This window comes from Microbacterium cucumeris (assembly GCF_058349845.2).
In genome coordinates this window covers 541,415-567,341 of sequence record NZ_JBYRIZ020000001.1, presented here as the reverse complement: position 1 = coordinate 567,341, position 25,927 = coordinate 541,415, and the positions used below count along the sequence as shown (strand labels likewise).

The following is a 25,927-nucleotide window of genomic DNA, read 5'->3' as shown; positions in this document are numbered from 1 at the left end:
GTCGGTCGACATGACGTATCACCTCAGGTAGCGCAAGGTCTGCACGGCCTCGTCAGCCGTCCAGAAGGCGCCGATGAGGCGGAACGAGCCCGTCGCCAGGTGAAGACGCTCGGCGCGGTAGCGCAGGCCCAAGGGCTCGGCCGCGATGCGTAGATGCCCGAGGATGCGGCCTGCGCGGTCCTGAACGCGCCACAGATGGTCGCCGGCTCTGACGAGTCGCTCTCTGTCGGATGACAGGTCGGGCGTGGCGTAGGGGATGTCGGGAAGGGCGGTGGCCGCTGTGGTGTGCATCGAGGTCTCCTCTCGTCATCGAACATATGACCGACCACCGACATCGCCCCGTGCGCGCTGTTCTCGCACCCGCCCTGCACAGCACGGCCGAAACGCGGCTTCTCCACCGTCGCCGTGGAGATCCGTCCGATCCGACTCCGGCGGTCGGTGCGAAGGGGCACGCTGTTCGACATCCGGGCCAGATCCGGGACGAAGAGGAGAAACGATGAACGACACCATCACGATCATGGGATTCATCGGGAACGACCCGGGCGGCAACACCACCGCGACCGGCGTGCCCGTCGTGAACTTCCGGGTCGGCAGCACGCAGCGCCGGTACGACGCGAAGACCCAGACCTGGATCGACCAGGGCACCAACTGGTACAACGTGTCGGCGTACCGCCAGCTAGCCGTGCAGGCTCGCGCTTCGCTGCAGAAGGGGCATCCCGTCATCGTCACCGGGCGGCTGCGCGTCCGGGACTGGGACAACGGCACGGCGCGGGGCACGAGCGTGGACATCGACGCCGAGGCGATCGGACACGACCTGCGCTGGGGGACGAGCGCCTTCGTCCGGACGAATCGTGCGCACCCGGCGGCCGCCGGCGTCACCGACGGCGTGGCGGAACCGGCGGCGAGAGAGACGTTCCCGACGAACACCTCCGATGTGGAGCTCGACGGTCAGGAGGGCGAACTCGTCCTGGCCGGCGGCGACGCGTGGAGCATCTCCGAGGGCGACGAGGACTGATGCGGCGCACGGTCGGCGACGGCGCCCCGTAGACTCGAGCCGTGCCTCGCCGACCCGCCGCTCCCGCCCTTCGCGCGCTCGCACTCTCCGCCTCGGTGCTCCTGGCAGTCGGGCTGGTGGCCTGTTCACCAGAGCCGGTGGAGACCACGACGCCGTCACCCGATGCATCGGCTGACGCGACGGCGACTCCGGAGCCGGCCGGTCCCGTGCTGGTCCCGGAGGGGACTGCGGCCGACAACCTGCCGTTGTTCACGGCCGTCACCGAACAGGTCTGGGCATCCGAGCAGCGTGTGCAGGGGCGGGCGTACATCGACGCGCTGGTCGCCGCAGGCTTCGACAAGGCCGCCATGCAGGTCACCGCCGACGAGACGACGGTCGGCAACCCCGTCGAGAGCCTGCTCTTCTCCGTCCGGTGGGGTGAGACGGAATGCCTCGTCGGACAGGTGGGTCCGTCGACGGGCGACCCGGTGACCACGGTCACGGACCAGCTCGCCGAAGGACGGTGCCTGATCGGCGCCACACGGCCCATCGACTGGTGACCGGAATCCGCACAGCGCTCAGCCGGTAGGCTGGAGTGTCGATTCGCGACGCCAACAGAAGGAGCGGTTTTCGGTGGCAGAGTACATCTACTCGATGGTCCGTGCACGCAAGGCGGTGGGCGACAAGCTCATCCTCGACGACGTGACGATGGCGTTCCTCCCCGGCGCGAAGATCGGCATGGTCGGCCCGAACGGCGCGGGAAAGTCGACGATCCTGAAGATCATGGCCGGGCTCGACCAGCCCTCGAACGGCGAGGCCAAGCTGAGCCCCGGGTACTCGGTCGGCATTCTCATGCAGGAGCCCGAGCTCGACGAGGCCAAGACCGTGCTGGAGAACATCCAGGACGGGATCGCGATCAAGGTGAAGGTCGACCGGTTCAACGAGATCTCCGCACAGATGGCGGACCCGGATGCCGACTTCGACACGCTGCTCGCCGAGATGGGCACGCTGCAGGAGGAGATCGACGCGGCGGACGGCTGGGACCTCGACTCCCAGCTCGAGCAGGCCATGGACGCGCTGCGCACGCCGCCCGGCGACGCGTCCGTGCAGCACCTGTCCGGTGGAGAGAAGCGCCGCGTCGCGCTGGCGAAGCTGCTGCTGCAGAAGCCGGACCTGCTGCTGCTCGACGAGCCCACCAACCACCTCGACGCCGAGAGCGTGCTCTGGCTCGAGCAGCACCTCCAGGCCTACAAGGGCGCCGTCATCGCCATCACCCACGACCGGTACTTCCTCGACCACGTCGCCGAGTGGATCGCCGAGGTCGACCGTGGCCGCCTGATCGGTTACGAGGGCAACTACTCGACCTACCTCGAGAAGAAGGCCGAGCGCCTCGACATCCAGGGCAAGAAGGACGTCAAGCTCGCCAAGCGCCTGAAGGACGAGCTCGAGTGGGTCCGCTCCAGCGCGAAGGGGCGGCAGACCAAGTCCAAGGCGCGTCTGGCCCGCTACGAGGAGATGGCGGCCGAGGCGGAGCGCACCAGGAAGCTCGACTTCGAGGAGATCCAGATCCCCGCGGGTCCGCGTCTCGGGAACGTCGTGATCGAGGCGAAGAACCTGCAGAAGGGCTTCGGCGACCGGACCCTCATCGACGGACTGAGCTTCAGCCTGCCGCCGAACGGCATCGTCGGCGTGATCGGCCCCAACGGCGTCGGCAAGACGACGCTGTTCAAGACGATCGTCGGACTCGAGCCGCTGGACGGCGGAGACCTGAAGATCGGCGAGACGGTCAAGATCAGCTACGTCGACCAGTCCCGCGCGAGCATCGACCCCGACAAGACGCTGTGGGAGGTAGTCTCGGACGGCCTGGACATCATCACGGTCGGAAAGACCGAGATCCCGTCCCGCGCGTATGTGTCGAAGTTCGGTTTCAAGGGTCCGGACCAGCAGAAGAAGGCCGGCGTGCTCTCCGGTGGAGAGCGCAACCGACTGAACCTCGCGCTGACACTCAAGGAGGGCGGCAACCTGCTGCTGCTCGACGAGCCGACCAACGACCTCGACGTCGAGACCCTGAGCTCGCTCGAGAACGCGCTGCTCGAGTTCCCCGGCTGCGCCGTGGTGATCACGCACGACCGCTGGTTCCTGGACCGCATCGCCACGCACATCCTCGCGTACGAGGGCACCGACGAGAACCCCGCGCAGTGGCACTGGTTCGAGGGCAACTTCGAGGCGTACGAGGCGAACAAGATCGAGCGGCTCGGACCGGACGCGGCGCGTCCGCACCGCACGACGCACCGCAAGCTCACCCGTGACTGACGGGGCTCGGCTCCACATCCCCATCCAGCTGCGCTGGGGCGATCTGGACGCCTTCAACCACGTCAACAACACCTCGATGCTCAAACTCCTCGAGGAGGCGCGCGTGCGCGCCTTCTGGAAGCCGGGCCCCGGTGAGGACGCGCCGTCCACGGCGGTCCTCGACTCGGGAATCGAGCAGGGCGTCCTGACCCTCATCGCCCGGCAGGAGATCGAATACCTCGCGCCCGTGCCGTACCAGCGCAGGCCGCTCGAGGTGCAGATGTGGTTCGGCCGGCTCGGCGGCTCGAGCGTCGAGGTCTGCTACGAGGTGCACAACGACCCGGCCTCGGACGAGCGCGTCGTGTACGCGCGTTCGACCGCCGTGATCGTGCTCGTCGACGCAGCGACCGGACGCCCCACCCGGCTGACGCCGCAGATGCGCGAGGTCTGGACGCCCTTCGTCGGGGAGTCCATCACCTACGCGCATCGCTGAGCGCGAGCGGGATCAGCTCGACGCGACGCCCTCCGGTACGCGGACCATGATCTCCTGGGCGACGCTCGCGACGAGCACGCCGTCGCGCGTGTAGATGCGCCCCGTGGCGAGGCCGCGGCCGCCGCGGGCGTTGGGGGACTCCTGGACGTACAGCAGCCATTCGTCGGCGCGTGCCGGACGGTGCCACCACATGGCGTGATCCAGGCTCGCGACCTTGAGCCCCGTCAATGACCAGGCCACGCCGTGCGCGCGCAGGATCGACTCCTGGATGGTCATGTCGCTGAGATACGCGAGTGCGGCGCGATGCAGGCGCGGGTCCTCCGGCATCGTCGACCTGATGCGCATCCACACCGCCTGTCGCGGCCGCTGCTCGCCGTCGACCGCGACGTAGAGCGGGCCCTCGACGTGCCGCACGTCCGCCGGGCGATCGCGCAGCATCCGCATCGAGAGCGGATGAACGCCGGTGACGAGCTCCTCGTCGGGAGCGAGGTCCTCGGGAGCGGGGATGCCCGTCGGCATCGGCTCGGCGTGCTCGACCCCGGGGCTCTCGTCCTGGAAGGACGCGATCATCGAGAAGATCGGCACGCCGTTCTGATACGCCTGCGATCGCCGCGTCGAGAAGGACCGCCCGTCGTGGATCCGGTCCACGGCGATCGTGAGTCCCTGTGCCGCGTCGCCGGGCCGCAGGAAGTAGCCGTGCATCGAGTGCACCGCCCGCTCTGGCGGCATCGTGCGCTCGGCGGCGATCAGCGTCTGGGCGAGCACCTGTCCGCCGTAGATCCGGCCGGTGGGCATGGCATGGGACCGGCCGGTGAAGATGTCCTCCGTCGTGCGCGCCGAGCTCTCATCGAGATCCAGGACGTCCAGCAGCAGCTCGACGGATGCCTCGGCCTGCGCGTCTACGCTCATGACGGTCCCTCCCGCGGCTCGGCACCGCACCTCGGTAGTCTAGAGCGCGTGCCCTCCCGTCTCGTGCTCGCCGATCCCGAAACCGCCAGAGACGTCCTGACCTTCGTCGGTCGGGCCGCGCGCATCTCCGACGAGGGCGTCCGTCTGCAGGCGAAGGCCGGCGTTCTCGCGATCACGGCGGCTGCGCTCGCGCCGCACGGACTCTTCGACCAGACCCCCACGATCCTCGCGATGCGGATCGTGAATGCCGATCCCGAGCTCGAGTGCGACATCGTGGTCGCGTCCCTGAGCGCGACCGAGGACGACCGGATGCTGGAGCTGCCGGAGACCGGTCTGTCGCCGTCCTGGGCGGGCATCGCCCCGCCGCGTGGAGAGTGGCAGCGGGAGAGCTCGCTCACGGCATCCGTCATCGCGCAGCGCGCCCAATGGGGCATCAGCGCGGTCGCACACGGCACGACGCCGGGGTCGGGCGAGGAGGCCGTGCGCGCGCTGCGCGCCGCGATCTGGGGCGAGCCGGACGCGGATCTCGCGGATCTTCCTCGGGGCATGGCCTTCGCCGCTGACGCCCTCGGCTTCATCTCGGGAGAGGAGGACGTACCGGTGATGCGATCCGGGCGCTGGACGAGACTCGCGTTCCGCCGCGGACACGTCCTCGCGAGGGGACCGGTCGCCTCCGGTCTCACCCCAGTGCGGGGGACCGGCTCGGCGGCGTAGCCGGCGGACCGGGTCTCAGCGGGACGCCGCTCGACCAGCCTGCCGCCCGGAGAAGAGGCAGCCGCCGAGGAACGTCCCTTCGAGCGCGCGATAGCCGTGCATGCCGCCTCCGCCGAAGCCGCTCGCCTCGCCCGCAGCGTACAGCCCAGGGATCGGCGATCCGCTCGCATCGAGCGCCCGGGCGTCGAGGTCCGTCTCGATCCCGCCCAGCGACTTGCGCGTCAGGACGTGCAGCTTCACCGCGATCAGCGGACCGACGGCCGGGTCCTGCAGACGATGCGGCGCGGCTGTGCGGATGAGCCTGTCGCCGCGGTACGCGCGCATCGATCGCAGCATCCCGATCTGCGCGTCCTTCGTGAAGTCGTTGTCGATCTCGCGATCGCGCGCGACGATCTCGGCGCGCACCCGCTCGATGTCCAGCAGATCTCCGTCGGGTGCTCTCCGGACCTGCTCGAGGAGGGTGTCGAGGTCGTTCTCGACGATGAAGTCCTCGCCCTCGTCCAGGAACGCCTGGACGGGCCCGGTCGGTCCCTTCGCGAGCCGGGACTTGAGCAGCAGTCGGACGTCCTTGCCGGTGAGATCCGGGTTCTGCTCGCTGCCGGAGAGCGCGAACTCCTTCTCGACGATCTGTCGCGACGTGATGAACCACGAGTGGTCGTAGCCGGTGGAACGCAGGTGCGCGAGCGTGCCCAGCGTGTCGAAGCCAGGGAACAGCGGCACGGGCAGTCGCCTGCCCGTCGCGTCCAACCACAGCGAGGAAGGTCCGGGGAGGATCCGGATGCCGTGGGCCGGCCACACCGGGTCCCAGTTCGTGATTCCCTCGACGTAGTGCCACATCCGATCGCCGTTGATCAGATGCGCGCCTGCGGATGCGGACACGGCGTGCATGGACCCGTCGACGTAGGCGGGGACTCCGGAGAGCATGTGCTTCGGCGGCGTCCCGAGAGAGGGCGGCCAGAAGGCGCGGACGAGGTCGTGGTTCCCGCCGATCCCGCCGGACGCGACGACGGTGGCGCCGGCGGAGATCTCGAACGATCCCACGACCTCGCGCGACGTCTCGAGGCCGCGTTCCCGCGCGTCGTCGGCCAGCACGTCGCCTCGGGCCCCGACGACCGCGCCGCCGTCGAGCACCAGCTCGGTGACGCGATGGCGAGGAAGGATCGTGAGCGTCCCGGCATCCTCGGCGGCCTCGACGGCCGCGGCGAACGGCGCGACGACACCGGGGCCGGTGCCCCAGGTGATGTGGAAACGGGGCACCGAGTTCCCGGGTCCCAGGGCGCCGTATCCGCCGCGCTCGGCCCAGCCGACCACCGGGAAGAACCCGACGTCCCTCTCGCGCAGCCATGCCCGCTTCTCACCCGAGGCGAACTCGAGGTACGCCTCGGCCCATCTCCGTGGCCACGCGTCCTCCGGACGGTCGAATCCGGCGCCCCCGAACCAGTCCTGCCGCGCGAGTTCGAGGGAGTCGGAGATCCCCATCCGGCGCTGCTCGGGCGAATCGACGAAGAACAGTCCTCCGAACGACCACCAGGCCTGCCCGCCGAGGTTCGTGCGCGGTTCCTGATCGACGAGCACGACGCGTCTTCCGGCCGCCGTCGCCTCGGAGGCGGCGACGAGTCCGGCCAGCCCCCATCCGATCACGAGTACGTCTGCGGACAGGGGCGTGGTCGTCATGTGCTCTCCGTCGAATCCTGACTGCGCGTCTGCAGCGTCGCGCGACCCGCGGCGGCGGGCCCGATGCCGGACGGCTCGAATGTGTTCACCATGGCATAGGCGGCGCGTTCCAGGTAGTCCCAGAGCGTGGATTCGTGCAGAGGCGACAACTGCGCCTCGTCCACGGCCGTGCGCATGCAGCGCAGCCAACGATCCCTGGCGTCCGGGTCGACGTGGAACGGCACGTGGCGCATCCGCAGCCGTGGGTGCCCGCGCGTCTCGCCGTACGTGGTGGGACCGCCCCAGTACTGCACCAGGAACAAGGTCAGCCGCTCGGCGGCGGGCCCCAGGTCCTCTTCGGGATACATCGGCTTGAGGACGGGATCCAGGGCGACCTCGCGATAGAACGTCGCCACCAGCTTCTCGAACGTGGCGTATCCGCCCACCTCGTCGTAGAACGTCACGGCTTCTCTTCTCCCCGGGCGGCGGTGCCGTCGCCGGACTTCTTGCGCCGCCAGATGCCCCGCTCCGCGACGGGCGGGACACCAGTGACCGCATTGGGACGCGTGCGCGGCGGATTCGCCCCGCGGACGCGGCGGGCGCCGTCCAGGCCCGTGGGCGTGACGCTCGTCATGCTCGGCACCCCGATCTCGAGGGCGTCGAGCGCCTTCTTCAGCCGCTTGCGCAGCTCCTGGGACACATCGTCCTTGGCGTTCGCGCGCGTCTTCATGACGACACGGACGACGAGAGCGTCGCCCGTGATCGATTCGAGGCCCCAGATCTCGGGGCGCTCGACGATGCGGGTGCGCCACTTCGGGTCCTTGGCGAGTTCCTGGGCCGTTTCCAGCATCGCCTTCTCGACCGCCTCGAGATCCGAATCGGGGGCGACGCCGAGGTCGATGATCGCCCGCGCCCAGCCCTGCGACATATTGCCGATCCGGGTCACCTCGCCGTTGCGCACGTACCAGAGCGTGCCGTTGACGTCGCGCACCTGCGTGATGCGCACGCTGACGTACTCGACGACGCCGGATGCGAGGCCGAGGTCCACGACGTCGCCGATGCCGATCTGATCCTCGGCGACGATGAACATCCCGTTGAGGACGTCCTTGACGATGTTCTGCGCGCCGAAGCCGAGCCCGGCGCCGAGGGCCGCGGTCAAGAGCGTCAGGGAGCCGATGAGGTCCGGCAGCAGGACCGAGATGATCATCATCAGGGCCACGACGGTGACGGCGACGTTGATGATGTTCTGCAGGATCGAACCGAGCGTGCGGGTGCGCTGAACGAGGCGCATGTCCGCCAGCGGAGAGCGTTCGAGCGCCTGAGTGTCGTCGACGTTCGCCTTCGCCTTCGCACTGTCCACGATCCGGCGGACGATGCGGTGCACGATGAAGCGCAGTGCCAGTCCTACGAGGAGCGCGACGACGACGATGATCGCGACGTTGAGGGCGGTCCTGCCGGCTTCGCCGAGGAAGGCTATGAAGTCGGTCCACGCCGTCGTGATCTCCGTGGTGTCGGGAGCAGGCGTGGAATCGGCAGGGATGAACATCCCCCCGATTCTACCGAGCGGGCCTCTGCGTCAGCTGGATCGCCGACGCAGAGGCCCGGAGGTGTCGTAGCGCGTTCAGCGCTCCTCGTCGCGGCTCTGGGCGGCGAGCGAGCGCTCCACGTCGGCGAGGTTCTCACTGACCAGTCGGCGCAGTGCCGGCGCGGCATCCGGGTTCGCCGACAGCCATGCGCGCGTGGCGTCGCGCAGCTCGACGTTGCCCAGCGCCGTCGGGTAGAGACCGGTGATCAGATAGTTCGCGATCTGATAGGTCCGCGACTCCCAGATCGGCAGCAGCATGTCGAAGTACGCCGGGACGAACTCGGCGAGCGCGTCCACGCCGGCCGGGTGGACGAAGCCGAGCGCGGCGGAGCGGACGATCGTGTTCGGCGCGTCGTCCTTCTCGACGAGCGACGCCCAGGCGATCCTCTTGTCCGCGACGGTCGGCAGGGCGGACCGCGCCTGGGCGGCGAACTCGGCGCCCTTCGCGGTGTTGTCGGCGGCCAGAGCGGCGTCGATGGACGACGCGTCCGTCGCACCGATCGTCGCTAGCCCGACCAGCAGCTGCCACGACAGATCCGTGTCGATCTCGAGGCCGGGGAGCGTCTCCTCGCCGGAGCGCAGCCGGCCGACGATCCCGGCGTGCTCCGCCGTCACGAGGTTGCCGGCGAAGGCGGTGACGAACTGGAGCTGGCTGTCGCTGCCGGCCGCGGCGCCCTGGGCGAGCTCCCACAGGCCGTCGGCGACCTTCTGACGGGCGGCGAGGCGGTCCGACGGTGCGACGTACAGGGTGGCCGCCGTGCGCAGCTGGGCGAGGGTCGTGCGCACGGTCGTCGACTCGGTCTCGCGGCCGATGTTGCCCAGGACCAGGTCGATGTAGTCGGACGCGGCGCTCTCGGCATCGCGGGTCTGATCCCAGGCCGCGCCCCACACGAGCGAACGGGCCAGCGGGTCGGAGATGTCGGCCAGGTGAGCGACTGCGGTGGCGAGTGAGCGGTCGTCGAGTCGGATCTTCGCGTAGGCGAGGTCCTCGTCGTTGAGCAGCACGAGGTCGGGGCGCTTGATGCCCTTGAGCTCGGGCACCTCGGTGCGGTCGCCGTCGACGTCGATCTCCACGTGGTGCGTGCGGGTCAGCGCGCCGTCGACGAGATCGTAGAAGCCGATGCCCAGGCGGTGGGGCCGGATCGTGGGGTAGTCGGCCGGGGCGGTCTGGGTGACCGCGAAGCGCGAGACCTTCCCGTCGGCATCCTCCTCGACGATGGGGGCGAGCGTGTTGACCCCGGCGGTCTCGAGCCACTTCTTCGACCACGAGGTCAGTTCGCGCCCGCTGGTGGCCTCGAGCTCCGTGAGCAGGTCGCTGAGCTCGGTGTTGCCCCAGGAGTGCTTCTGGAAGTACTGCGAGACGCCGGCGAAGAACTCCTCGATGCCCACCCAGGCGGCCAGCTGCTTGAGGACCGACCCGCCCTTCGCGTAGGTGATGCCGTCGAAGTTGACCTGGACGTCCTCGAGATCGTTGATCTCGGCGACGACCGGATGCGTGGAGGGCAGCTGGTCCTGACGGTACGCCCAGGTCTTCTCCATGGCGTTGAAGGTCGTCCACGCCTCGGTCCACTCGGTGGCCTCGGCGGTGGCGATGGTCGACGCCCACTCGGCGAACGACTCGTTCAGCCAGAGGTCGTTCCACCACTTCATGGTGACGAGGTCGCCGAACCACATGTGCGCGAGCTCGTGCAGGATCGTGACGACGCGACGCTCCTTGACGGCATCCGTCACCTTGCTGCGGAAGACGTAGGTCTCGGTGAAGGTGACCGCTCCGGCGTTCTCCATCGCGCCGGCGTTGAACTCCGGGACGAACAGCTGGTCGTACTTGGCGAACGGATAGGGGACGCCGAACTTCTCCTCGAAATACGCGAATCCCTGGCGGGTCTTCTCGAAGATGTACTCGGCGTCCAGGTGCTGCCACAGGCTCTTGCGGCCGTAGACGCCGAGCGGGATCACCCGGCCCGAGGCGCTGGTGAGCTCCGAGAACGTGGACTCGTACGGGCCGGCGACGAGGGCGGTGATGTACGACGAGATGCGCGGGGTGGGTTCGAAGCCCCACGTCGCCGTGGCCTTGTCGTCGTGCACGATCGGCTCGGGGGTGGGGGAGTTGGAGACGACCTTCCAGTTCGCCGGCGCCGTCACGGTGAACTGGAACGTGGCCTTGAGGTCGGGCTGCTCGAAGACCGCGAACACGCGGCGGGAGTCGGGCACCTCGAACTGCGAATAGAGGTAGACCTCTCCGTCGACCGGATCGACGAACCGGTGCAGCCCCTCGCCGGTGTTGGTGTAGAGGCAGTCGGCGTCGACGACGAGGACGTTCTCCTCCTGCAGATCCGACAGTGCGATGCGCGAGTCCGCGAAGACCTCGCTGGGGTCGAGCTGCTCGCCGTTCAACGAGATCTCGCGCACCTCGCGCGCGATGAGGTCGATGAAGGTGTAGCTGCCCGGCTGGGCGGTGAACCGCACGACGCTGCGCGATCCGAACACCTCCTCGCCCTTCGTCAGGTCCAGCGAGACCTGGTACGACTGGGTGTCGATGAGGGCTCGGCGCTCCTGCGCTTCGATACGGGTGAGGTTCTCTCCAGGCACAGCTTTTCTCCCAGGGGTGAGGGGTCGTGACCGCTCCAAGACGCTGCTGGCGCCGACGGCAACCATGACAGCCTACGCCAGGTGGCGTTCGTCGCGAGCGAGCAGAGGTGAAAGGATGAAGGGGTGACTGCGAACGCCTCTTCCTCTGTTCCCTTCGCCTCGCCCGCAGCAGCCGGCGGCGCGCCGTTCGTCGAGACGCCCGTCGCCTATGACGGCATCCTGCTTGCAGGATTCGGGGGGCCGGAAGGTCAGGACGACGTCATCCCGTTCCTGCGCAACGTCACCCGGGGACGCGGTATCCCGGACGAGCGTCTCGAGGAGGTCGCGCATCACTATCGCCACTTCGGCGGTGTCAGCCCGATCAATGCCCAGAACCGTGCGCTGAAGGCGGCTCTCGAGGCCGAACTCGACCGACGCGGCATCGACCTGCCCGTGTACTGGGGGAACCGGAACTGGACCCCGTACCTCGAGGACGCCGTCCGCGAAGCGGCGGATGAGGGGGACACGACCCTGCTCGCCTTCGCCACGAGCGCCTACAGCTCCTTCTCGAGCTGCCGTCAGTACCGCGAGGACTTCGCGCGGGTGCTCGAGGAGACGGGTCTCGACGCGACGGTGACGATCGACAAGATCAGACCCTTCTTCGATCACCCGGGATTCGTGGACGCCTTCCTCGAGGGCGTGCGGGCGGCGATCGGCGGATTCCTCGCCCAGGGAATCGCCGCGGACCAGATCCAGGTGCTCTTCTCGACGCACAGTGTGCCGACCGACGATGCGGTGCGCTCCGGGCCCCGCGATGTGGACTGGGGACCGGGCGGCGCGTATGCGGCCCAGCACGAGGCGGTGGCCGCGTGGGTCATGGACCGCATCTCGACCGAGCTGCCGGTCGCATCGGACGTCGCCTGGGAGCTCGTCTACCAGTCGCGGTCCGGGCCGCCTTCGCAGCCATGGCTCGAACCGGACGTGTGCGACGTGATCGAAGAGCTGCCCCGACGCGGCAGGTCCGCGGTGGTCGTCGTCCCGCTCGGATTCATGAGCGACCACATGGAGGTGCTCTGGGACCTCGACACCGAGGCCGCGGAAGCCGCCGAAGAGGCGGGCCTCGCGTTCGTCCGAACCCCGACACCCGGGGTGTCGAGCGCGTTCGTGGCCGGGATCGTCGACCTCGTGGAAGAACGGCTGCGGGGTCGTCCTGCGGCGGAGCGGGCCCATGTCACCGAACTCGGACCGTGGTTCGACGTGTGCCGACCGGGATGCTGCGAGAACATTCGTGCCGGCTTCAAGCCCGCGGCGGCGGGTCTGGCGCCCTAGGTCAGCTCTCGGCTGCTCGGGCATCAATAGGATGGGTTCCATGCGCATCCACATCGCCACCGATCACGCCGGTCTCGATTTCTCCACCCAGCTTCAGGAGCATCTGCGCGGCGCCGGCCACGAGGTCGTCGATCACGGCCCGGTCGAGTACGACGCGCTCGACGACTATCCCGCGTTCTGCATCCGTGCGGCGCAGGCGGTCGTGGTGGACCAGCGCGACGGTGTCGAGGCGCTCGGCGTCGTGTTCGGCGGATCGGGCAACGGCGAGCAGATCGCCGCGAACAAGGTGGAGGGCATCCGCGCCGCTCTGGTCTGGAACCTGTCGACCGCTGAGCTCGCTCGCGAGCACAACGATGCGAACGTCATCTCGATCGGCGCCCGCCAGCACACGTTCGAGGAGGTCGTGAGCTTCATCGACCGCTTCATCGCGACGCCTTTCTCCGAGGACGAGCGCCACGTGCGCCGGATCGGCCAGATCGCCGACTACGAGCGCGACGGGTCGCTGCTGCCGGACCCTCGGGCCTGACATGCCCGAGGGGCACTCCGTCCACCGCATCGCGCGCCAGTTCGATCGGAACTTCGTCGGGCGTCGCCTGCAGGCGTCGAGCCCGCAGGGCCGTTTCGCCGAGGGAGCCGCCGTGCTCGACGGCCGAGAGGCGCTGAGCGTCCAGGCGGTCGGCAAGCAGATGTTCCTCGAAGCCGAGGGCGACCTCTGGCTGCGCGTGCATCTCGGTCTCTATGGTGCGTGGGACTTCGCGGGAGAGATCCTCGTCGATCCGACGATCGCCTCGGCGAACGGCCGCATGGGGCAGACCAATCAACGCGGTACCGCCCTGGACGAGGAGATCCTCGACGACGCCGGGGAGAACTCGCTGTCATCGATCGGGGCGCCCCGACGGACGCGGGTGCACGTGCGCATGTCGGAGCAGACGAAGAGCCTCGCGGACGAGGGCTCGGAGTGGCCGCCGCCCGTCGTCGGTCAGGTGCGCCTGCGGCTTATGACCGACGTGACCTGCGCGGATCTGCGAGGCCCCACCGCGTGCGTGCTCCAGACGCCGGAGGAGATGCTGGCCACGGTCGCGAAGCTGGGGCCGGATCCGCTCGTCGGAGACCCGGACGAGGGCGAAGAGCGGTTCGTGCGTTCTGTGCGCCGCAAGCCGACCGCGATCGCGCTGCTGCTCATGGACCAGGCGGTCGTCAGCGGCATCGGCAACGTGTACCGTGCCGAGATGCTGTTCCGGGCGCGTCTGAACCCGCACACGCCCGGCCGCGAGGTCCCCGAGGATGTCGTCCGCGGTCTCTGGCGCGACTGGGTGCGGCTGCTGGCGATCGGCGTCGAGACCGGGCAGATGATGACGATGGACGATCTGTCTCCCGAGCAGTATCGCGCGGCGATGGCGAGTCGTGACGACCGGCACTGGGTGTATCACCGCGCCGGACTCCCATGCCGGATCTGCGGCACCGAGATCGCGCTCGAGGAGATCGGCGCGCGCAAGCTGTATTGGTGCCCGTCCTGTCAGGCGTGAATTCCCGTCCACCGGCAGGTCGCAGTGGAACCTGAACGCGGGCTGTGAAACGATGTCGAAGTTCCACGCAACGACGCACGATGGGAGCAGCGCATGGATCTTTCCGGAGTCGAAGCCTTTCTGTCCTGGCTCAGCGGCATCATCTGGGGACCGTTCGTCCTCATCCCGCTGCTGCTCGGGACGGGGCTGTACCTGACGATCCGACTCGGGGGACTCCAGATCCTGAAGCTCGGGCCCGCGCTGCGCTTGGGACTCTTCACGCGCAAGGATCCGGGATCGGACGGTGACATCTCGCAGTTCCAGGCGCTGACCACGGCGCTGGCTGCGACGGTCGGCACGGGGAACATCGTCGGCGTGGCCACCGCGATCGGCATCGGCGGCCCCGGGGCGCTGTTCTGGATGTGGATCACGGGCCTTCTCGGCATGGCGTCAAAGTACTCCGAGGCCTTCCTCGGAGTGCGCTTCCGCAAGACCGATGACGCGGGAGAGAAGTCCGGCGGACCGCAGTACTACTTGGAACGGGGTATCCCGAACCGGTTCGGCAAGTTCCTCGCCCTTTTCTTCGCCATCGCCGCCGTGCTCGCCTGTTTCGGGATCGGCAACATGACGCAGGGCAACTCGATCGCGTCGAACATGGAGAACAGCTTCAACGTGCCGACGTGGGTCACCGGGCTCGTGCTTACCGCCTTCGCCCTGGTCGTCCTCGTGGGCGGCATCAAGTCGATCGGCCGCGTGACGGCCGGTCTCGTGCCGATCATGATCATCTTCTACGTGCTGGGCGCGCTGTACATCCTCATCGCCAACATCGGGGACGTGCCCGCGGCGTTCGCGCAGATCTTCACGGACGCGTTCACGGGCACGGCGCCGATTGGCGGATTCGCCGGGTCGGCGATCATCATCGCCGTCCAGTTCGGCGTCGCGCGCGGCATCTTCTCCAACGAGTCCGGCATGGGTTCCGCGGCGATCGCGGCGGCGGCCGCCAAGACCAGCCACCCCGTGCGCCAGGGGCTCGTGTCCATGACGCAGACGTTCATCGACACGATCATCGTCGTCACCTGCACCGGGCTCGTCATCATCACGACCGGGGTCTGGGACATGACCGACCCCGAGACCGGCGAGCAGATCAGCCCGGCACTGATGACGGGCGAGGCGTTCTCACACGGCCTGCCGGGGGAGTGGGGGCACTACATCGTGACGATCGGCCTGGTGATGTTCGCCGGCTCCACGATCCTCGGCTGGTCCTACTACGGCGAGCGGTGCATCGAGCGTCTGCTCGGACGCAGGGCCGTCATGCCCTTCCGGGTGGTCTTCTCGTTCGTCGTGTTCATCGGCTGCACGGTCCAGCTGGGCGTGGTGTGGGCGTTCTCCGACGTGATGAACGGGCTCATGGCCCTGCCGAACCTGCTCGGCCTGCTGATCCTCTCCGGCCTCGTCGCGCGGGAGACGAAGAAGTACCTCGACAACGACCCGAAACTGCGCGCGAGCACCGACGAGGTGAACTCCTTCATGGCCGGGGACAAGGCCTTCGAAGAGTGGAAGACGCAGGCGATTCCGGTCGTCGACCGCACCTGACGCGCGCGGCTTCGGGCGCCGGCCAGCCCGAAGCCGCGTCGTAGTCTGGTCGTATGCGCCAGAACCCCAGCTTCGCCCTCGCCGACATCGCCGAGATGAGGCGGGTGATCGCCCGCAACCCGTGGGCGACCATCATGAGCGCAGCCGAGGACGGCCTGGTGGCCTCGCACTACGTCGTGATGCTCGACGAGGATCGCGACGACCTCACCGTGGTCGGACACGTCGGCCGTCCCGACGACGCGATCCACGGCATGGGCGAGCGCGAGCTGCTCGTCGTGTTCCAGGGCCCGCACGGCTACGTCTCGCCCGGATGGTACGACGCCGAGACCCCGAGCGTCCCGACCTGGAACTACACGGCCGTGCATCTCGCCGGTGTCCCCGAGGTGCTGAGCACCGAGGAGAACCTCCGGGTCCTGGACCGCCTGGTGGAGGCCTTCGAGTCGCGGATGCCGGACCCTCGGGGGATGTGGGAGAGGCCGAACGACGAGGCGTTCGTGCGCCGGCTGGAGGCCGGTACGGTCGGGTTCCGGCTGACCCCCACTCGAGTGGTCGCCAAGCGCAAGCTCAGCCAGAACAAGGACGCCGCGACCGTCGAGAACGTCATCGCGCACCTGGAGGGTGACGGGGCGTATGCGAATCCGGCGCTGGCTGCGGAGATGCGCCGCGCACAGGATGCGCGCGTCCGGTCGAACGCATGACCGGGGAGCAGGTCGACGCCCTGCGCGGCGTGCGCGTCGCGGGTCCCGGGCAGGAGTTCCTCTTCGACGACGAGCCGGTCGACCTCGTCATCCGGGACGGGGTGATCGCGGACATCGCGCCCACCGGAGCACTGGCGCTGGCGGGCAGGGTCGTCGATGCCGAGGGCGCGTGGGTGATCCCGGGGCTCTGGGACAGTCACGTGCACGTCGTGCAGTGGGCTCTGGCGTCGGAACGCACGTGGCTGGGCGACGCGGCGTCCGCGAGGGAGGCCGCGGAACTCATGGCCGTCGTCCAGACCCGTCCCGACGATCGACGCATCGGCACGGGCTTCCGGGACGCGCTGTGGCCCGATGCGCCGACGCGGGAGACGCTGGATGCCGCGACCGGTGCCGTGCCGACCTATCTGATCAACGCGGACGTCCACAGCGTGTGGCTTAACTCCGCGGCGCTCGCGCGCGAGGGGTTCGACGCGGCAGACGGCGTGCTGCGCGAAGAGGACGCGTTCGAGATCTCACGCCGTCTCAACGCCGTGGACCCGATCCATGCCGACCAGGCGGTGCAGCAGGCGGCGTCGCGTGCGGCTGGACGCGGCATCACCGGCATCGTCGACTTCGAGATGGCGTGGAACGCACAGGCCTGGGAACGGCGCGTCGCGTCCGGCTTCGACCTGCACCGCGTCGAGTTCGCGATCTACCCGGCCGATCTCGATCGCGCGATCGCCGAGGGTCTGAGGACGGGGGATGCGCTCGGCAGCAGCGACCTGGTCTCGATCGGCCGGCTCAAGGTCATCAGCGACGGGTCCCTCGGGACCCGCACGGCCGCGTGCTCGCAGGCCTACCCCGGCGACGGTCACGGCGTCATGACGGTCGAGACACCGGAGCTGATCGATCTGCTCACGCGGGCGGCCGGCGCAGGACTTGAGGCGTCGGTCCATGCGATCGGGGACCGTGCGACCGCTTCGGCGCTGGACGCGTTCGCGCACACCGGGGCCGCGGGCACGATCGAGCACGCGCAGCTCGTCCGTCATGCCGACGTGTCGCGCATCGCCCGGCTCGGCCTGGTCGCGAGTGTCCAGCCGCAGCACGCGCTCGACGACCGCGACATGGCGTCCCGGTACTGGGCGCATCAGACCTCTCTCGCCTACCCGCTCGCGTCGCTGCGGCGAGCGGGCGTCGAGCTGCGCCTCGGCTCGGACGCCCCCGTGGCTCCGCTGGACCCCTGGCAGGCGATCGCTGCCGCAGTGACGCGGTCCGACGACGCACGCGAGCCTCTGGACCCGGGAGAGCGGATGAGCGTCGATGAGGCGATCGCGGCCAGCGTGCGGACCGCCGTCCGGCCCGGAGAACGAGCCGACCTGGTTCTGTGCGACGTCGATCCTCGGACGGCGGATGCCGTCGCCCTGCGAGGGATGCCGGTGCGGATGACTCTGCTGGGAGGCCTCGTCACCCACGGGTGACTCGAGCCCCGGAGACGACGAAGGGCGCCGGGAGACCCGGCGCCCTTCGAAAGCGACGATTACGCCGCGACGTGTGCGACGAGGAACCAGCGGTCCTTCTCGAGACCGCGCATGATCTCGATCGCGACGTCCTGGCTGGTGAGGTCGATCTCGTCCAGGCCCTCGATGGCGGCCTTGGTGTCGACGAGGATCGCATCGATGTCGGCGACGATCGTGCGGATGATCTCGTCGGACTGCGCGAAGCCGGCCGGCACACCCGTCTCCGGGGCCTTGGCGGCGACGGCGCTGACGCGGGCGTCGATCGGCAGCCCGAGGGCGACGATGCGCTCCGCAGCGGTGTCGGCGAAGTCGCCGGCGTGGGCGACGATGGTGTCGAGGAGCTCGTGGACGCCGATGAAGTTCGCGCCGCGCACGTGCCAGTGCGCCTGCTTGCCGTTGATGGTCAGGGCCTGCAGCCCCAGCACGACGGGCGAGAGGAACTGCGCCGCGGCTGCGGCGACCGTGGGGTCGCTGGCGGTGGTGGAGATGGTCTGTGCCTTGCTCATGTCGTTTCCTCCCGGGGACGGCTTCTTCGTACCTGTTGATGACAACCGTACTCGGCCTGAGACATTCCGCAAGGAAGCTGAGGCTCGGCTTATACCCCCGGAAACCCGCGGGATTCCGCGGATCTGAGGGTAGTCTCACCTTATGAGCATCTCGCCTTCGGCATCCGTCATCGCCCTCCCCGGTCGGGTCCCCGAGATCGCCTCCGACGCGTTCGTGGCGGACGGAGCGCGCGTCGTCGGCGACGTCGTCCTCGAGTCCGGATCGAGCGTCTGGTATAACGCGGTCCTGCGCGCCGATTCGGCATCCATCACCGTCGGGGCGGACAGCAACCTTCAGGACAATGTCTCGGTGCACGTCGACAGCGATCACGCCACGGTGATCGGACGGAAGGTCTCGGTGGGCCACAACGCGGTCGTGCACGGCTGCACGATCGGCGACGGATCCCTCGTGGGCATGGGCGCGGTGATCCTCTCGGGTGCCGTCATCGGCACGGGGTGCCTCATCGCCGGAGGCGCCGTCGTGCTCGGCGGCACCGAGGTGCCGGACGGCTCGCTCGTCGCCGGCGTCCCTGCGAAGGTGCGGCGTGCGCTCACCGACGACGAGAAGGCGGGGCTCCTCGCCAATGCCGACATCTATCGGGAGCACGTCCGCACGCACGAGACGGCGCGCACGCGGTGACCCCCGCGCGCACCGGTAGGCTGGTGCTCTGCGGGGCGGTGGCCAAGCTGGTCAAGGCAGCGGGCTCATAACCCGACGATCGTGGGTTCAAGTCCCACCCGCCCCACCACTCGGCTCCGGCCGCGCCACCTGCCAGACTGGGCCAATGGCAGTCATCGAGAACTCGAAGCTCACCGTCGTGGGCGCAGGCAGCGTCGGTTCGAGCGTGGCCTACGCCGCCCTCATCCGAGGATCGGCGCGTCACGTCGCGCTCTACGACATCGCGACCGAGAAGGTCGAGGCCGAGGTGCTCGACCTCGCTCACGGCACCCAGTTCACGGGATCGAGCGACATCATCGGCGGCAGCGACATCTCGGTGGTCGCCGGATCGCACGTCGTCGTCATCACCGCGGGAGCCAAGCAGAACCCCGGCCAGACGCGCATCGAACTCGCGAGCGTCAACGCCGGCATCCTGCGGGACATGATGCCACGGCTGCTCGAGGTCGCCCCCGACGCGATCTACGTCATCGTGACGAATCCCTGCGACGTCCTCACCGTGCTCGCCCGTGAGGCGACCGATCTTCCCGCTGAGCGCATCTTCGCCTCGGGGACGGTCCTGGACACTTCTCGCCTGCGCTGGAAGCTCGCACAGCGTGCCGGCGTGTCGACCTCGAGCGTGCACGCGTACATCGTGGGGGAGCACGGCGACACGGAGTTCCCGCTCTGGTCCAAGGCCACGATCGGAACCGTGCCGATCCTGGACTGGGAGGCGCCGGGGCATCCGCGCATCACCCGCGAGGAGCTGGACGCGATCGCCGTCGACGTGCGGGATGCCGCGTACACGGTCATCCGTGGGAAGGGCGCCACCAACTATGCGATCGGGCTCTCGAGCGCACGGATCGTGGAAGCGATACTCGGTGACGAGCACGCCGTCATGCCGGTGAGCACGGTGCTGGAGGACTTCCACGGCGTCGACGGTGTGGCACTCTCCGTCCCTTCGGTCGTGAGCGCCGCCGGTGCCGTACCGGTGCGCGCCACGACGTTCTCGGCCGAGGAGGCCGACCTGCTCCACCGTTCGGCTGCCGCGCTCGACGAGGTGGCCGCCTCACTGCGCTGAGCAGTCAGTGCTCGGTCGCCTCCGGCTCGACCTGCGGACGACCGACCACGCCGATCCCCACCGCTTCATGGCTCGGTTCCGGTTCCGATCGCTGCGGGGCCGAGGGCTCCTCTGACGGCTCCTTCTCCGTGCTCGGCTCCTGCAGTTCGTCGTCGGAGGGCAGCGCCTCTCCGGACTCCTCCTCCGGGGTCCCCGGCATCGTCACCACTCCTCATCCTCGGAACCGCCGGCGGCGAGACGATCCGCCTCGGCGCTGTCGATCTGATCCGCGTCGAGGTCCTCATCCAGGACCTCTTCGCCGTCCACGTCCCTCGTGACGCGATCCTCGGCATCCGATCCGTCCGGATCGATCGGGAAGGGGGCGGGGTAGGGGTTCGACATGGTGCTCTCCTCTCTTCGGCGACCAGGCTACGAGCACGGCGAAGGTCGGGCGAGCGGGTTGACGAGAGCCGGCGGGCGAGCTACATCACGTCCCCGATGTAGGAGTACTTGACGAACACCTCAGCCGCGATCCCGGATTCCTCGAGCACGCCCTGCACCGCGGTCATCATGTAGTTCGAGTCCCAGCCCATGTAGAGGAAGTGCGTCGCGTCCAGCTCGTCCCACTGCCCCTTCCACGCCATGTCGTCGTAGATGGGGCCGCCGTGGGCCGCGCAGTAGGCGAGGGCGGAGGCGCGATCGTCGGTCCAGGCCCGTCGGAACACACGGTTGAACAGGTACTTCACGTCTCGCACGTCCCAGTGCTCACCGCGGTACTCCACGTAGGAGAACTCGCGGTCCCATCCGGCCGGCCAGCCGCGGCGGCGGACGGCGTCGAGGATGGGCGTGAGGCCGTCGTCGTCGATCTCGGGCAGGGCGGGACGGGCCCAGATCCGCAGCAGGTCAGCGCTCAGGCGCTCCGTTCGGCGGGTGATCGCGCCGGTGCCCCAGGCGGGCTCCTCGGCCAGGAGCCGGGTCGAGGACACCCCGCTGCGCGCATAGGCGTCCTTCTGCTTGTCCGGGAACGACGCGCCGAAGACGCGCTCCGCGAGAGCGGGTTCGAGCAGGGTCAGGTTCCCGAGCGTCGGTGCGAGCGCGCGATGGCTGTTCTGCTCGTCGTCGCTCAGCTCGCTCCAGGTGCGCCGGCCGTCAGGGGACCAGGTGTCGCCGGGGGCGGTGGGGACGATGTGCTCGAGGTCAAGGGCCGAGGCGTCCTCGACGTCTTCCAGGCGGCCGAGGACGTACGCGGCGTGGGGGAGCTCCCCGTACTTGAGCACCGCGCCGACGCGCTCGTCCGACGGCGTGATGCGGGCGATCGCGCGCATGAGGGCCTCGCGCCCTTCCGACCTCGCACGGCACAGTCGTGCGATCAGGCGGTCCGTCGGCAGATTGACGATCGCGCGCCGCAGGTACATGGCCTGGATCCACTCGAGGGTCTCGATGAGCTCGTCGCGGGCGATCACGCCGCGCGCGTGATCGCTGTACGCGCTCATGACGAGCGGATAGGGCGCCCGCCCGAACGTGTTCACGAACTGCAGCTGACGGCGGATCCCCGCATCCGGCTCGCGGGTCGGGTCCAGCAGGATGCCGTAGATCTCGGCGAAGTGCCGCCACACCTCGGCATCCGCTTCCAGATGAGCGACGTCCACGCGCGGGAAGGAGTGCCGGAACGCGCTGTATACGCCGTGCTCGCCGTTCGCGGCGAGTTCTCGACCCGTCCGCATGACGAGATAGTGCCGCCAGAAGGCCCCGATCGTCTCGCCGGCATGACGCTCGATCGGCAACCAGAAGCGCTCCTCGACGTCGAGCTGCTCGGAGTGGGTCAGCCCCATGAGGATGTAGTTGTGGATCAGCTCGTGATCGCGCAGCGGCTCGCCCGTGGAGTTGAGGCTCTCGAAGATCTGCTGCGCGTTCGCCTGCTGACCGAGCGTGATGGACACGTGCTCGAGCTTCTTCAGGCCCCGCCAGATGCGCGGCGCCTCATCGGCGTGGACCTGACTGCGGAAGAACGCGTAGTTGTCGTCGAAACGCGATTCGCGCTCCGCGTCGCCGCGCGCATCCAGCACGACCGATTCGTACAGCTCGGCCCACGCATGATGGGGACGCAGCTTGGTCCTCGTCGCGTCGTCGGCGCGGACGAGCACGCGCTCCAGTTCGGCCGCCATGATCGGATCGGATCCGCGCACGGCGTGGTGCAGGGCCGCGACGAGCAGCATCAGCGTGGTGATCCGCTGCTGCCCGTCGATGAGGATGAGGTCGGTCTCCGAGGCGTCCTGGGCCGACAGGATCGACCCGATGAAGTGCCGGTGCGCGTCGTCCTCCCCGGCGACGGCCCTGACGTCCGAGAGCAGCCGTTCGCACGCGCCGATGTCCCAGCGGTACTGCCGCTGGTAGACGGGCACGACGATCGTCGTCCTCGGAGCGGCGAGCCATTCGATCGTGTTTACTGCGGTCGCTTCGACGTTGGTGGCCGTTGCCATGACTGAGTGATGCCTCCGGAAGAGCGGGAGTCCGAGACCCGCCGCATCGAGTCTAGCCCGGGGGTTTTTGCACGGCCGTGCTCCGCGGGCGGCGCAGAGTGCCCTGTTAGGCTTGCCTTATCAGGGCCTGTTAAAACGTGCTGGCCCCCGATGAAAGGAACATGACTCGGATCATGGGATACATCAAGTCGGAAGCGCTGGAGGAGACGGGCTTCGTCGTCCTGGACAGTTACAACCAGGCACTCGACCCGAAGGAATGGCTCGACGTCGAGTACGTCGACTGGAAGTCCTCGGGTGACACCCGGTTCGCGCCGCTCGCGAGCGCGAAGGGTGAGATCGAGTGCAACGGCTTCTGGAACCACAAGCCGCCGCGCACCGACAAGGACGGGGTCTGGATCGACTCGCAGACCGCCAAGGCGCCGAACCTCACCCGCCGCGCCCAGGAGCCGGGTGCCAACGTCGGACGTTGCCGCATCATCGAGCTGCAGCCGAACACCTACGGCGACTGCCTCTACAACCTGCACCAGGACGACAACAACCGCCTGAACCCGGACGGCACCGGCTGGGTCGTGCGCGGTTTCTTCAACCTGACCGACGACAAGGACAGCTTCTTCGTGCTGCGCGAGAACCGCACGGACCCCGCCGGTGAGGTGCGCATCGCGCTGCCGGCCGGAGCGCAGCTGATCATCGACACGCAGCGCCTGTGGCACGCCGCGACCCACGTCGGATCCGAGCCGCGCTACAACCTCATCACGTCGTGGACGTCCGGGCCCGAGCTCGACGCCTACATCGAGAAGTACCACGGCACCAACAAGCACACCCAGTTCGAGCTTCCGCAGGACGTGCTCGAAGCCGGGTACGCCGAGCAGGCGCGCAAGGACGCGGCCCGCGCCGCGTACTACGCGGCCAAGGGTCAGCAGGTCAAGCAGGCCATGAGCGAGGCCTGAGCCTCCTCTCCAGCCACGAGGGCGGGAATCACATGCTTGTGATTTCCGCCCTCGTGCAGGAGAATAGCCGCATAACCGCATATTCTCGCCGCTTTCCGTGTGGTTCAGGTCGTTGGGGAAGACGCACCTGATGAAACGGAGAGATCATGGCGACGGCTTACGCACGCGGAGTGGTGTACATCCACTCCGCTCCTCGCGCGCTCTGCCCGCACCTCGAATGGGCGGTGGGACGCGCTATCGGTCGTGCGGTGAACTTCGACTGGGCCGAACAGCCCGTTCTCGAGGGATCTCGCCGTGCGGAGTTCTACTGGGACGGTCCGGTCGGCACCGGCGCAGCCCTCGCGACCGCGATCCGCGGCTGGGAGCACCTGCGCTTCGAGGTGACCGAAGACCCCACACCGCGCAGCGACGGCGGGCGCTGGCTGCACACGCCGGACCTCGGCATCCACTATGCGCAGACGGATGCCGCCGGCAACATCGTCATCGGCGAGGACCGCATCCGCTACGCCATGGAGATCGCGGCGGGAAACGCGGTCGAGCTGCAACGCGAGCTGGATGTCGCCCTGGGCTCCGCCTGGGATGAGGAGATCGAGCCCTTCCGCCACGCCTCGGACGACGCGCGCGTGGTCTGGCTGCACAAGGTCGGCTGACCGAGACCTGGGTCGGAGGCGTCGGTATCGGATGCCGGTGAGTCATCCCGGTCGCTGAGACAGCGAATCCCGCCCACACGAAAACGGCCCCCGGCATGCGGGGGCCGTTTCATGCGTGTGCGTCAGCCGCGGTAGTCCGCGAACGCGACGACGGCGTTGTGACCGCCGAAGCCGAACGAGTTGCTGATCGCGAGCTGCGGGCCGTCTCCGAGGGGCTGCGGCTCGCCGGACAGCTTGAAGGGCACGGCCGGGTCCTGCTCGGTCATGTTGATGGTCGGCGGAGCGACACGGTCGCGCAGGGCGAGGACCGTGTAGACGGCCTCCAGCGCGCCGGTGCCGCCGAGAAGGTGTCCGGTGGACGCCTTGGTGGCCGACACCGGGATCTCGTCGATCCGGTCCCCGAACACGGTCTTCAGCGCCACGTACTCGTTCGGGTCGCCGACCGGCGTCGAGGTGGCGTGCGCGTTGATGTGGGTGACCTGATCGGCCGTCGCTCCCGCCTGGGCGAGCGCGAGCTCGACAGCACGCGCTGCTCCGGCGCCCTCGGGGTCGTTGCCGGTGATGTGGTACGAGTCGGCCGTCACGCCGCCGCCGACCACGTACGCGTAGATGCGGGCGCCGCGCGCGAGCGCGTGCTCCTCGGTCTCGAGCACGAGCGCCGCGCCGCCCTCGCCCATGACGAAGCCGTCGCGATCGATCGCGCCGGGGCGCGAGGCATGCTCCGGGTCGTCGTTGCGGCGGGACAGCGCCTGTGCGGAGGCGAAGGAAGCCATCGTGATGGGATGGATCGCGGACTCGGCTCCGCCGGCGATCACGACGTCGGCCAGGCCGTCCTGGAGGTGCTCGTAGGCGTTGGCGATCGACTCGGTGCTCGAGGCGCACGCGCTGACGACGGTGCGCGCGAAGGCCTTGGCGCCGAAGTGCAGCGAGAGGTTGCCGGCGCCGGCGTTCGGCATGAGCATCGGAACCGTCAGCGGCATGACGCGTCGCGGGCCCTTCTCCCGCAGGGTGTCCCAGGCGTCCAGCAGCGTCCAGACGCCGCCGATGCCGGTCGCCCAGTCGATGCCGAGCCGCTCGGGTGCCACCTCGGGGGCTCCGGCGTCCTCCCAGGCCTCGCGCGCGACGATCAGCGCGAACTGCGTGGACGGGTCGAGGCGCTTGGCCTCGTGACGAGGCAGCACCTCCTCGGGGCGGACGGTCGCCTCGGCGGCGAAGTGCACCGGCAGCTGGTACTGCTCGACCCATTCGTGGGTGAGCGTGCGCGTGCCGGAGGCGCCGGCCAGCAGGTTGGTCCAGTTCTCCGGGGCGGTCCCGCCGATGGCGGAGCTGGCGCCGATGCCGGTGACGACGATGCGCTTGGTCATGGGGTTGTGGTTCCTTGTCGAGCAGCGGGCGGTTAGGGAGCGAGGCAGAGGATGCCACGACCCGCGAGATGCGGGCGTGGCATCCCTCGGGTCTTACTCCTGGCCGGCGACGATGAAGTTCACCGCGTCGCCGACGGTCTTGAGGTTCTTGACCTCGTCGTCCGGGATCGTGACGCCGAACTTCTCCTCCGCGTTGACGACGATCGTCATCATCGAGATGGAGTCGATGTCGAGGTCGTCCGTGAACGACTTCGAGAGCTCCACCTCGCTGGCGTTGATGCCGGTCTCGTCGGTGATGAGCTCGGCGAGGCCCGCGAGGACCTCATCGTTGGTGAAAGCCATTGCTTTTCCTCTTTCTTGCGGGTGATTGGTCGGAACCGTTGAACAGTCTAGGGAA

General features: G+C 68.8%; 27 protein-coding genes and 1 tRNA gene. 16 read left to right on the top strand and 12 right to left on the bottom strand.

The window, feature by feature from the left end; all coding sequences use genetic code 11:
• Nucleotides 1-18 precede the first annotated feature (18 nt).
• On the bottom strand, nucleotides 19-291 hold the full coding sequence (locus AC3RXZ_RS02800; protein WP_243225493.1) for a hypothetical protein: 273 nt from the start codon (nucleotides 289-291) through the stop codon (nucleotides 19-21).
• Nucleotides 292-496: 205 nt separating this feature from the next.
• Here AC3RXZ_RS02800 and AC3RXZ_RS02795 point away from each other — a divergent pair, with 205 nt between their 5' ends.
• The 4 genes from AC3RXZ_RS02795 (at nucleotide 497) to AC3RXZ_RS02780 (ending at nucleotide 3,779) form a co-directional block, all read left to right on the top strand.
• The gene (locus AC3RXZ_RS02795; RefSeq protein WP_491493103.1) at nucleotides 497-1,015 is read left to right on the top strand and encodes a single-stranded DNA-binding protein; all 519 of its coding nucleotides are present in this window, start codon (nucleotides 497-499) and stop codon (nucleotides 1,013-1,015) included.
• Nucleotides 1,016-1,056: 41 nt separating this feature from the next.
• Nucleotides 1,057-1,554 (top strand): DUF6993 domain-containing protein, encoded by a 498-nt coding sequence (locus tag AC3RXZ_RS02790; RefSeq protein ID WP_243225495.1) that lies wholly within the window; start codon nucleotides 1,057-1,059, stop codon nucleotides 1,552-1,554.
• 73 nt (nucleotides 1,555-1,627) lie between these two features.
• On the top strand, nucleotides 1,628-3,307 hold the full coding sequence (gene ettA / locus AC3RXZ_RS02785; protein ID WP_491493102.1) for an energy-dependent translational throttle protein EttA: 1,680 nt from the start codon (nucleotides 1,628-1,630) through the stop codon (nucleotides 3,305-3,307).
• Nucleotides 3,300-3,779, top strand: a complete 480-nt coding sequence (locus AC3RXZ_RS02780) for an acyl-CoA thioesterase (protein ID WP_243225501.1) — start codon at nucleotides 3,300-3,302, stop codon at nucleotides 3,777-3,779. The genes ettA and AC3RXZ_RS02780 overlap by 8 nt, the downstream gene beginning before the upstream one ends.
• A 12-nt stretch (nucleotides 3,780-3,791) precedes the next feature.
• Here the strand turns inward: AC3RXZ_RS02780 and AC3RXZ_RS02775 are convergent, their stop codons facing one another.
• Nucleotides 3,792-4,688, bottom strand: coding sequence for an acyl-CoA thioesterase (locus AC3RXZ_RS02775; protein WP_491493101.1), 897 nt, complete (start codon nucleotides 4,686-4,688; stop codon nucleotides 3,792-3,794).
• Nucleotides 4,689-4,736: 48 nt separating this feature from the next.
• On the opposite strand from AC3RXZ_RS02775, the gene AC3RXZ_RS02770 reads away from it, so the two are divergent.
• Nucleotides 4,737-5,402 (top strand): DUF8185 domain-containing protein, encoded by a 666-nt coding sequence (locus AC3RXZ_RS02770; protein ID WP_491493100.1) that lies wholly within the window; start codon nucleotides 4,737-4,739, stop codon nucleotides 5,400-5,402.
• Between the two features lie 15 nt (nucleotides 5,403-5,417).
• Here the strand turns inward: AC3RXZ_RS02770 and AC3RXZ_RS02765 are convergent, their stop codons facing one another.
• From AC3RXZ_RS02765 to pepN, 4 genes are all read right to left on the bottom strand, one after another.
• Nucleotides 5,418-7,076 carry an FAD-binding dehydrogenase gene (locus AC3RXZ_RS02765; RefSeq protein WP_491493099.1) on the bottom strand — a complete coding sequence of 553 codons (1,659 nt, stop codon included), beginning with the start codon at nucleotides 7,074-7,076 and terminating at the stop codon, nucleotides 5,418-5,420.
• Complete coding sequence (locus AC3RXZ_RS02760) at nucleotides 7,073-7,519, bottom strand: globin (protein WP_243225506.1); 447 nt, start codon at nucleotides 7,517-7,519, stop codon at nucleotides 7,073-7,075. The genes AC3RXZ_RS02765 and AC3RXZ_RS02760 overlap by 4 nt, the downstream gene beginning before the upstream one ends.
• Nucleotides 7,516-8,601, bottom strand: coding sequence for a mechanosensitive ion channel family protein (locus AC3RXZ_RS02755; RefSeq protein WP_491493098.1), 1,086 nt, complete (start codon nucleotides 8,599-8,601; stop codon nucleotides 7,516-7,518). Before AC3RXZ_RS02755 ends, AC3RXZ_RS02760 begins: the two co-directional genes overlap by 4 nt.
• A gap of 75 nt (nucleotides 8,602-8,676) precedes the next feature.
• A complete protein-coding gene (gene pepN, locus AC3RXZ_RS02750; protein ID WP_491493097.1) occupies nucleotides 8,677-11,229 on the bottom strand; it encodes an aminopeptidase N in 2,553 nt (850 codons plus the stop codon).
• A 123-nt stretch (nucleotides 11,230-11,352) separates the two neighbouring features.
• On the opposite strand from pepN, the gene AC3RXZ_RS02745 reads away from it, so the two are divergent.
• From AC3RXZ_RS02745 to AC3RXZ_RS02720, 6 genes are all read left to right on the top strand, one after another.
• Nucleotides 11,353-12,537: a ferrochelatase gene (locus AC3RXZ_RS02745; RefSeq protein ID WP_491493096.1), complete on the top strand. Its 1,185-nt coding sequence runs from the start codon at nucleotides 11,353-11,355 to the stop codon at nucleotides 12,535-12,537.
• A 40-nt stretch (nucleotides 12,538-12,577) separates the two neighbouring features.
• The gene (locus AC3RXZ_RS02740; protein ID WP_243225513.1) at nucleotides 12,578-13,063 is read left to right on the top strand and encodes a ribose-5-phosphate isomerase; all 486 of its coding nucleotides are present in this window, start codon (nucleotides 12,578-12,580) and stop codon (nucleotides 13,061-13,063) included.
• 1 nt (nucleotide 13,064) lies between these two features.
• The gene (locus AC3RXZ_RS02735; protein WP_491493095.1) at nucleotides 13,065-14,063 is read left to right on the top strand and encodes an Fpg/Nei family DNA glycosylase; all 999 of its coding nucleotides are present in this window, start codon (nucleotides 13,065-13,067) and stop codon (nucleotides 14,061-14,063) included.
• A gap of 93 nt (nucleotides 14,064-14,156) precedes the next feature.
• Nucleotides 14,157-15,635 carry an alanine/glycine:cation symporter family protein gene (locus AC3RXZ_RS02730; RefSeq protein ID WP_491493094.1) on the top strand — a complete coding sequence of 493 codons (1,479 nt, stop codon included), beginning with the start codon at nucleotides 14,157-14,159 and terminating at the stop codon, nucleotides 15,633-15,635.
• Nucleotides 15,636-15,688: 53 nt separating this feature from the next.
• Nucleotides 15,689-16,333, top strand: coding sequence for an FMN-binding negative transcriptional regulator (locus AC3RXZ_RS02725; protein ID WP_491493093.1), 645 nt, complete (start codon nucleotides 15,689-15,691; stop codon nucleotides 16,331-16,333).
• The gene (locus AC3RXZ_RS02720; protein ID WP_491493092.1) at nucleotides 16,330-17,790 is read left to right on the top strand and encodes an amidohydrolase; all 1,461 of its coding nucleotides are present in this window, start codon (nucleotides 16,330-16,332) and stop codon (nucleotides 17,788-17,790) included. The genes AC3RXZ_RS02725 and AC3RXZ_RS02720 overlap by 4 nt, the downstream gene beginning before the upstream one ends.
• Before the next feature lie 59 nt (nucleotides 17,791-17,849).
• Here the strand turns inward: AC3RXZ_RS02720 and AC3RXZ_RS02715 are convergent, their stop codons facing one another.
• A complete protein-coding gene (locus AC3RXZ_RS02715) occupies nucleotides 17,850-18,335 on the bottom strand; it encodes a Dps family protein (RefSeq protein WP_243225521.1) in 486 nt (161 codons plus the stop codon).
• A 142-nt stretch (nucleotides 18,336-18,477) separates the two neighbouring features.
• Here AC3RXZ_RS02715 and AC3RXZ_RS02710 point away from each other — a divergent pair, with 142 nt between their 5' ends.
• From AC3RXZ_RS02710 to AC3RXZ_RS02700, 3 genes are all read left to right on the top strand, one after another.
• The gene (locus AC3RXZ_RS02710) at nucleotides 18,478-19,014 is read left to right on the top strand and encodes a gamma carbonic anhydrase family protein (protein ID WP_243225523.1); all 537 of its coding nucleotides are present in this window, start codon (nucleotides 18,478-18,480) and stop codon (nucleotides 19,012-19,014) included.
• A gap of 32 nt (nucleotides 19,015-19,046) precedes the next feature.
• Nucleotides 19,047-19,123, top strand: a tRNA-Ile gene (locus AC3RXZ_RS02705).
• A gap of 36 nt (nucleotides 19,124-19,159) precedes the next feature.
• Nucleotides 19,160-20,110, top strand: coding sequence for an L-lactate dehydrogenase (locus AC3RXZ_RS02700; RefSeq protein WP_243225525.1), 951 nt, complete (start codon nucleotides 19,160-19,162; stop codon nucleotides 20,108-20,110).
• A gap of 4 nt (nucleotides 20,111-20,114) precedes the next feature.
• Here AC3RXZ_RS02700 and AC3RXZ_RS02695 read toward each other — a convergent pair whose 3' ends face one another.
• From AC3RXZ_RS02695 to AC3RXZ_RS02685, 3 genes are all read right to left on the bottom strand, one after another.
• Nucleotides 20,115-20,309 (bottom strand): hypothetical protein, encoded by a 195-nt coding sequence (locus AC3RXZ_RS02695; RefSeq protein ID WP_491493497.1) that lies wholly within the window; start codon nucleotides 20,307-20,309, stop codon nucleotides 20,115-20,117.
• A gap of 2 nt (nucleotides 20,310-20,311) precedes the next feature.
• Nucleotides 20,312-20,491, bottom strand: coding sequence for a hypothetical protein (locus AC3RXZ_RS02690; protein WP_243225527.1), 180 nt, complete (start codon nucleotides 20,489-20,491; stop codon nucleotides 20,312-20,314).
• Between the two features lie 80 nt (nucleotides 20,492-20,571).
• Nucleotides 20,572-22,569: a DUF262 domain-containing protein gene (locus AC3RXZ_RS02685; RefSeq protein ID WP_491493091.1), complete on the bottom strand. Its 1,998-nt coding sequence runs from the start codon at nucleotides 22,567-22,569 to the stop codon at nucleotides 20,572-20,574.
• Nucleotides 22,570-22,742: 173 nt separating this feature from the next.
• Here AC3RXZ_RS02685 and AC3RXZ_RS02680 point away from each other — a divergent pair, with 173 nt between their 5' ends.
• Both AC3RXZ_RS02680 and AC3RXZ_RS02675 read left to right on the top strand, forming a co-directional pair.
• On the top strand, nucleotides 22,743-23,516 hold the full coding sequence (locus tag AC3RXZ_RS02680; protein WP_491493496.1) for a hypothetical protein: 774 nt from the start codon (nucleotides 22,743-22,745) through the stop codon (nucleotides 23,514-23,516).
• Between the two features lie 146 nt (nucleotides 23,517-23,662).
• Nucleotides 23,663-24,166, top strand: coding sequence for a DUF3145 domain-containing protein (locus tag AC3RXZ_RS02675; protein ID WP_491493090.1), 504 nt, complete (start codon nucleotides 23,663-23,665; stop codon nucleotides 24,164-24,166).
• 122 nt (nucleotides 24,167-24,288) lie between these two features.
• Here the strand turns inward: AC3RXZ_RS02675 and AC3RXZ_RS02670 are convergent, their stop codons facing one another.
• Both AC3RXZ_RS02670 and AC3RXZ_RS02665 read right to left on the bottom strand, forming a co-directional pair.
• Nucleotides 24,289-25,530 (bottom strand): beta-ketoacyl-[acyl-carrier-protein] synthase family protein, encoded by a 1,242-nt coding sequence (locus AC3RXZ_RS02670; RefSeq protein WP_243225534.1) that lies wholly within the window; start codon nucleotides 25,528-25,530, stop codon nucleotides 24,289-24,291.
• A 93-nt stretch (nucleotides 25,531-25,623) separates the two neighbouring features.
• Entirely contained in the window at nucleotides 25,624-25,872 is a 249-nt protein-coding gene (locus AC3RXZ_RS02665; protein WP_243225536.1) for an acyl carrier protein, read from the bottom strand.
• Between the last annotated feature and the right edge of the window lie 55 nt (nucleotides 25,873-25,927).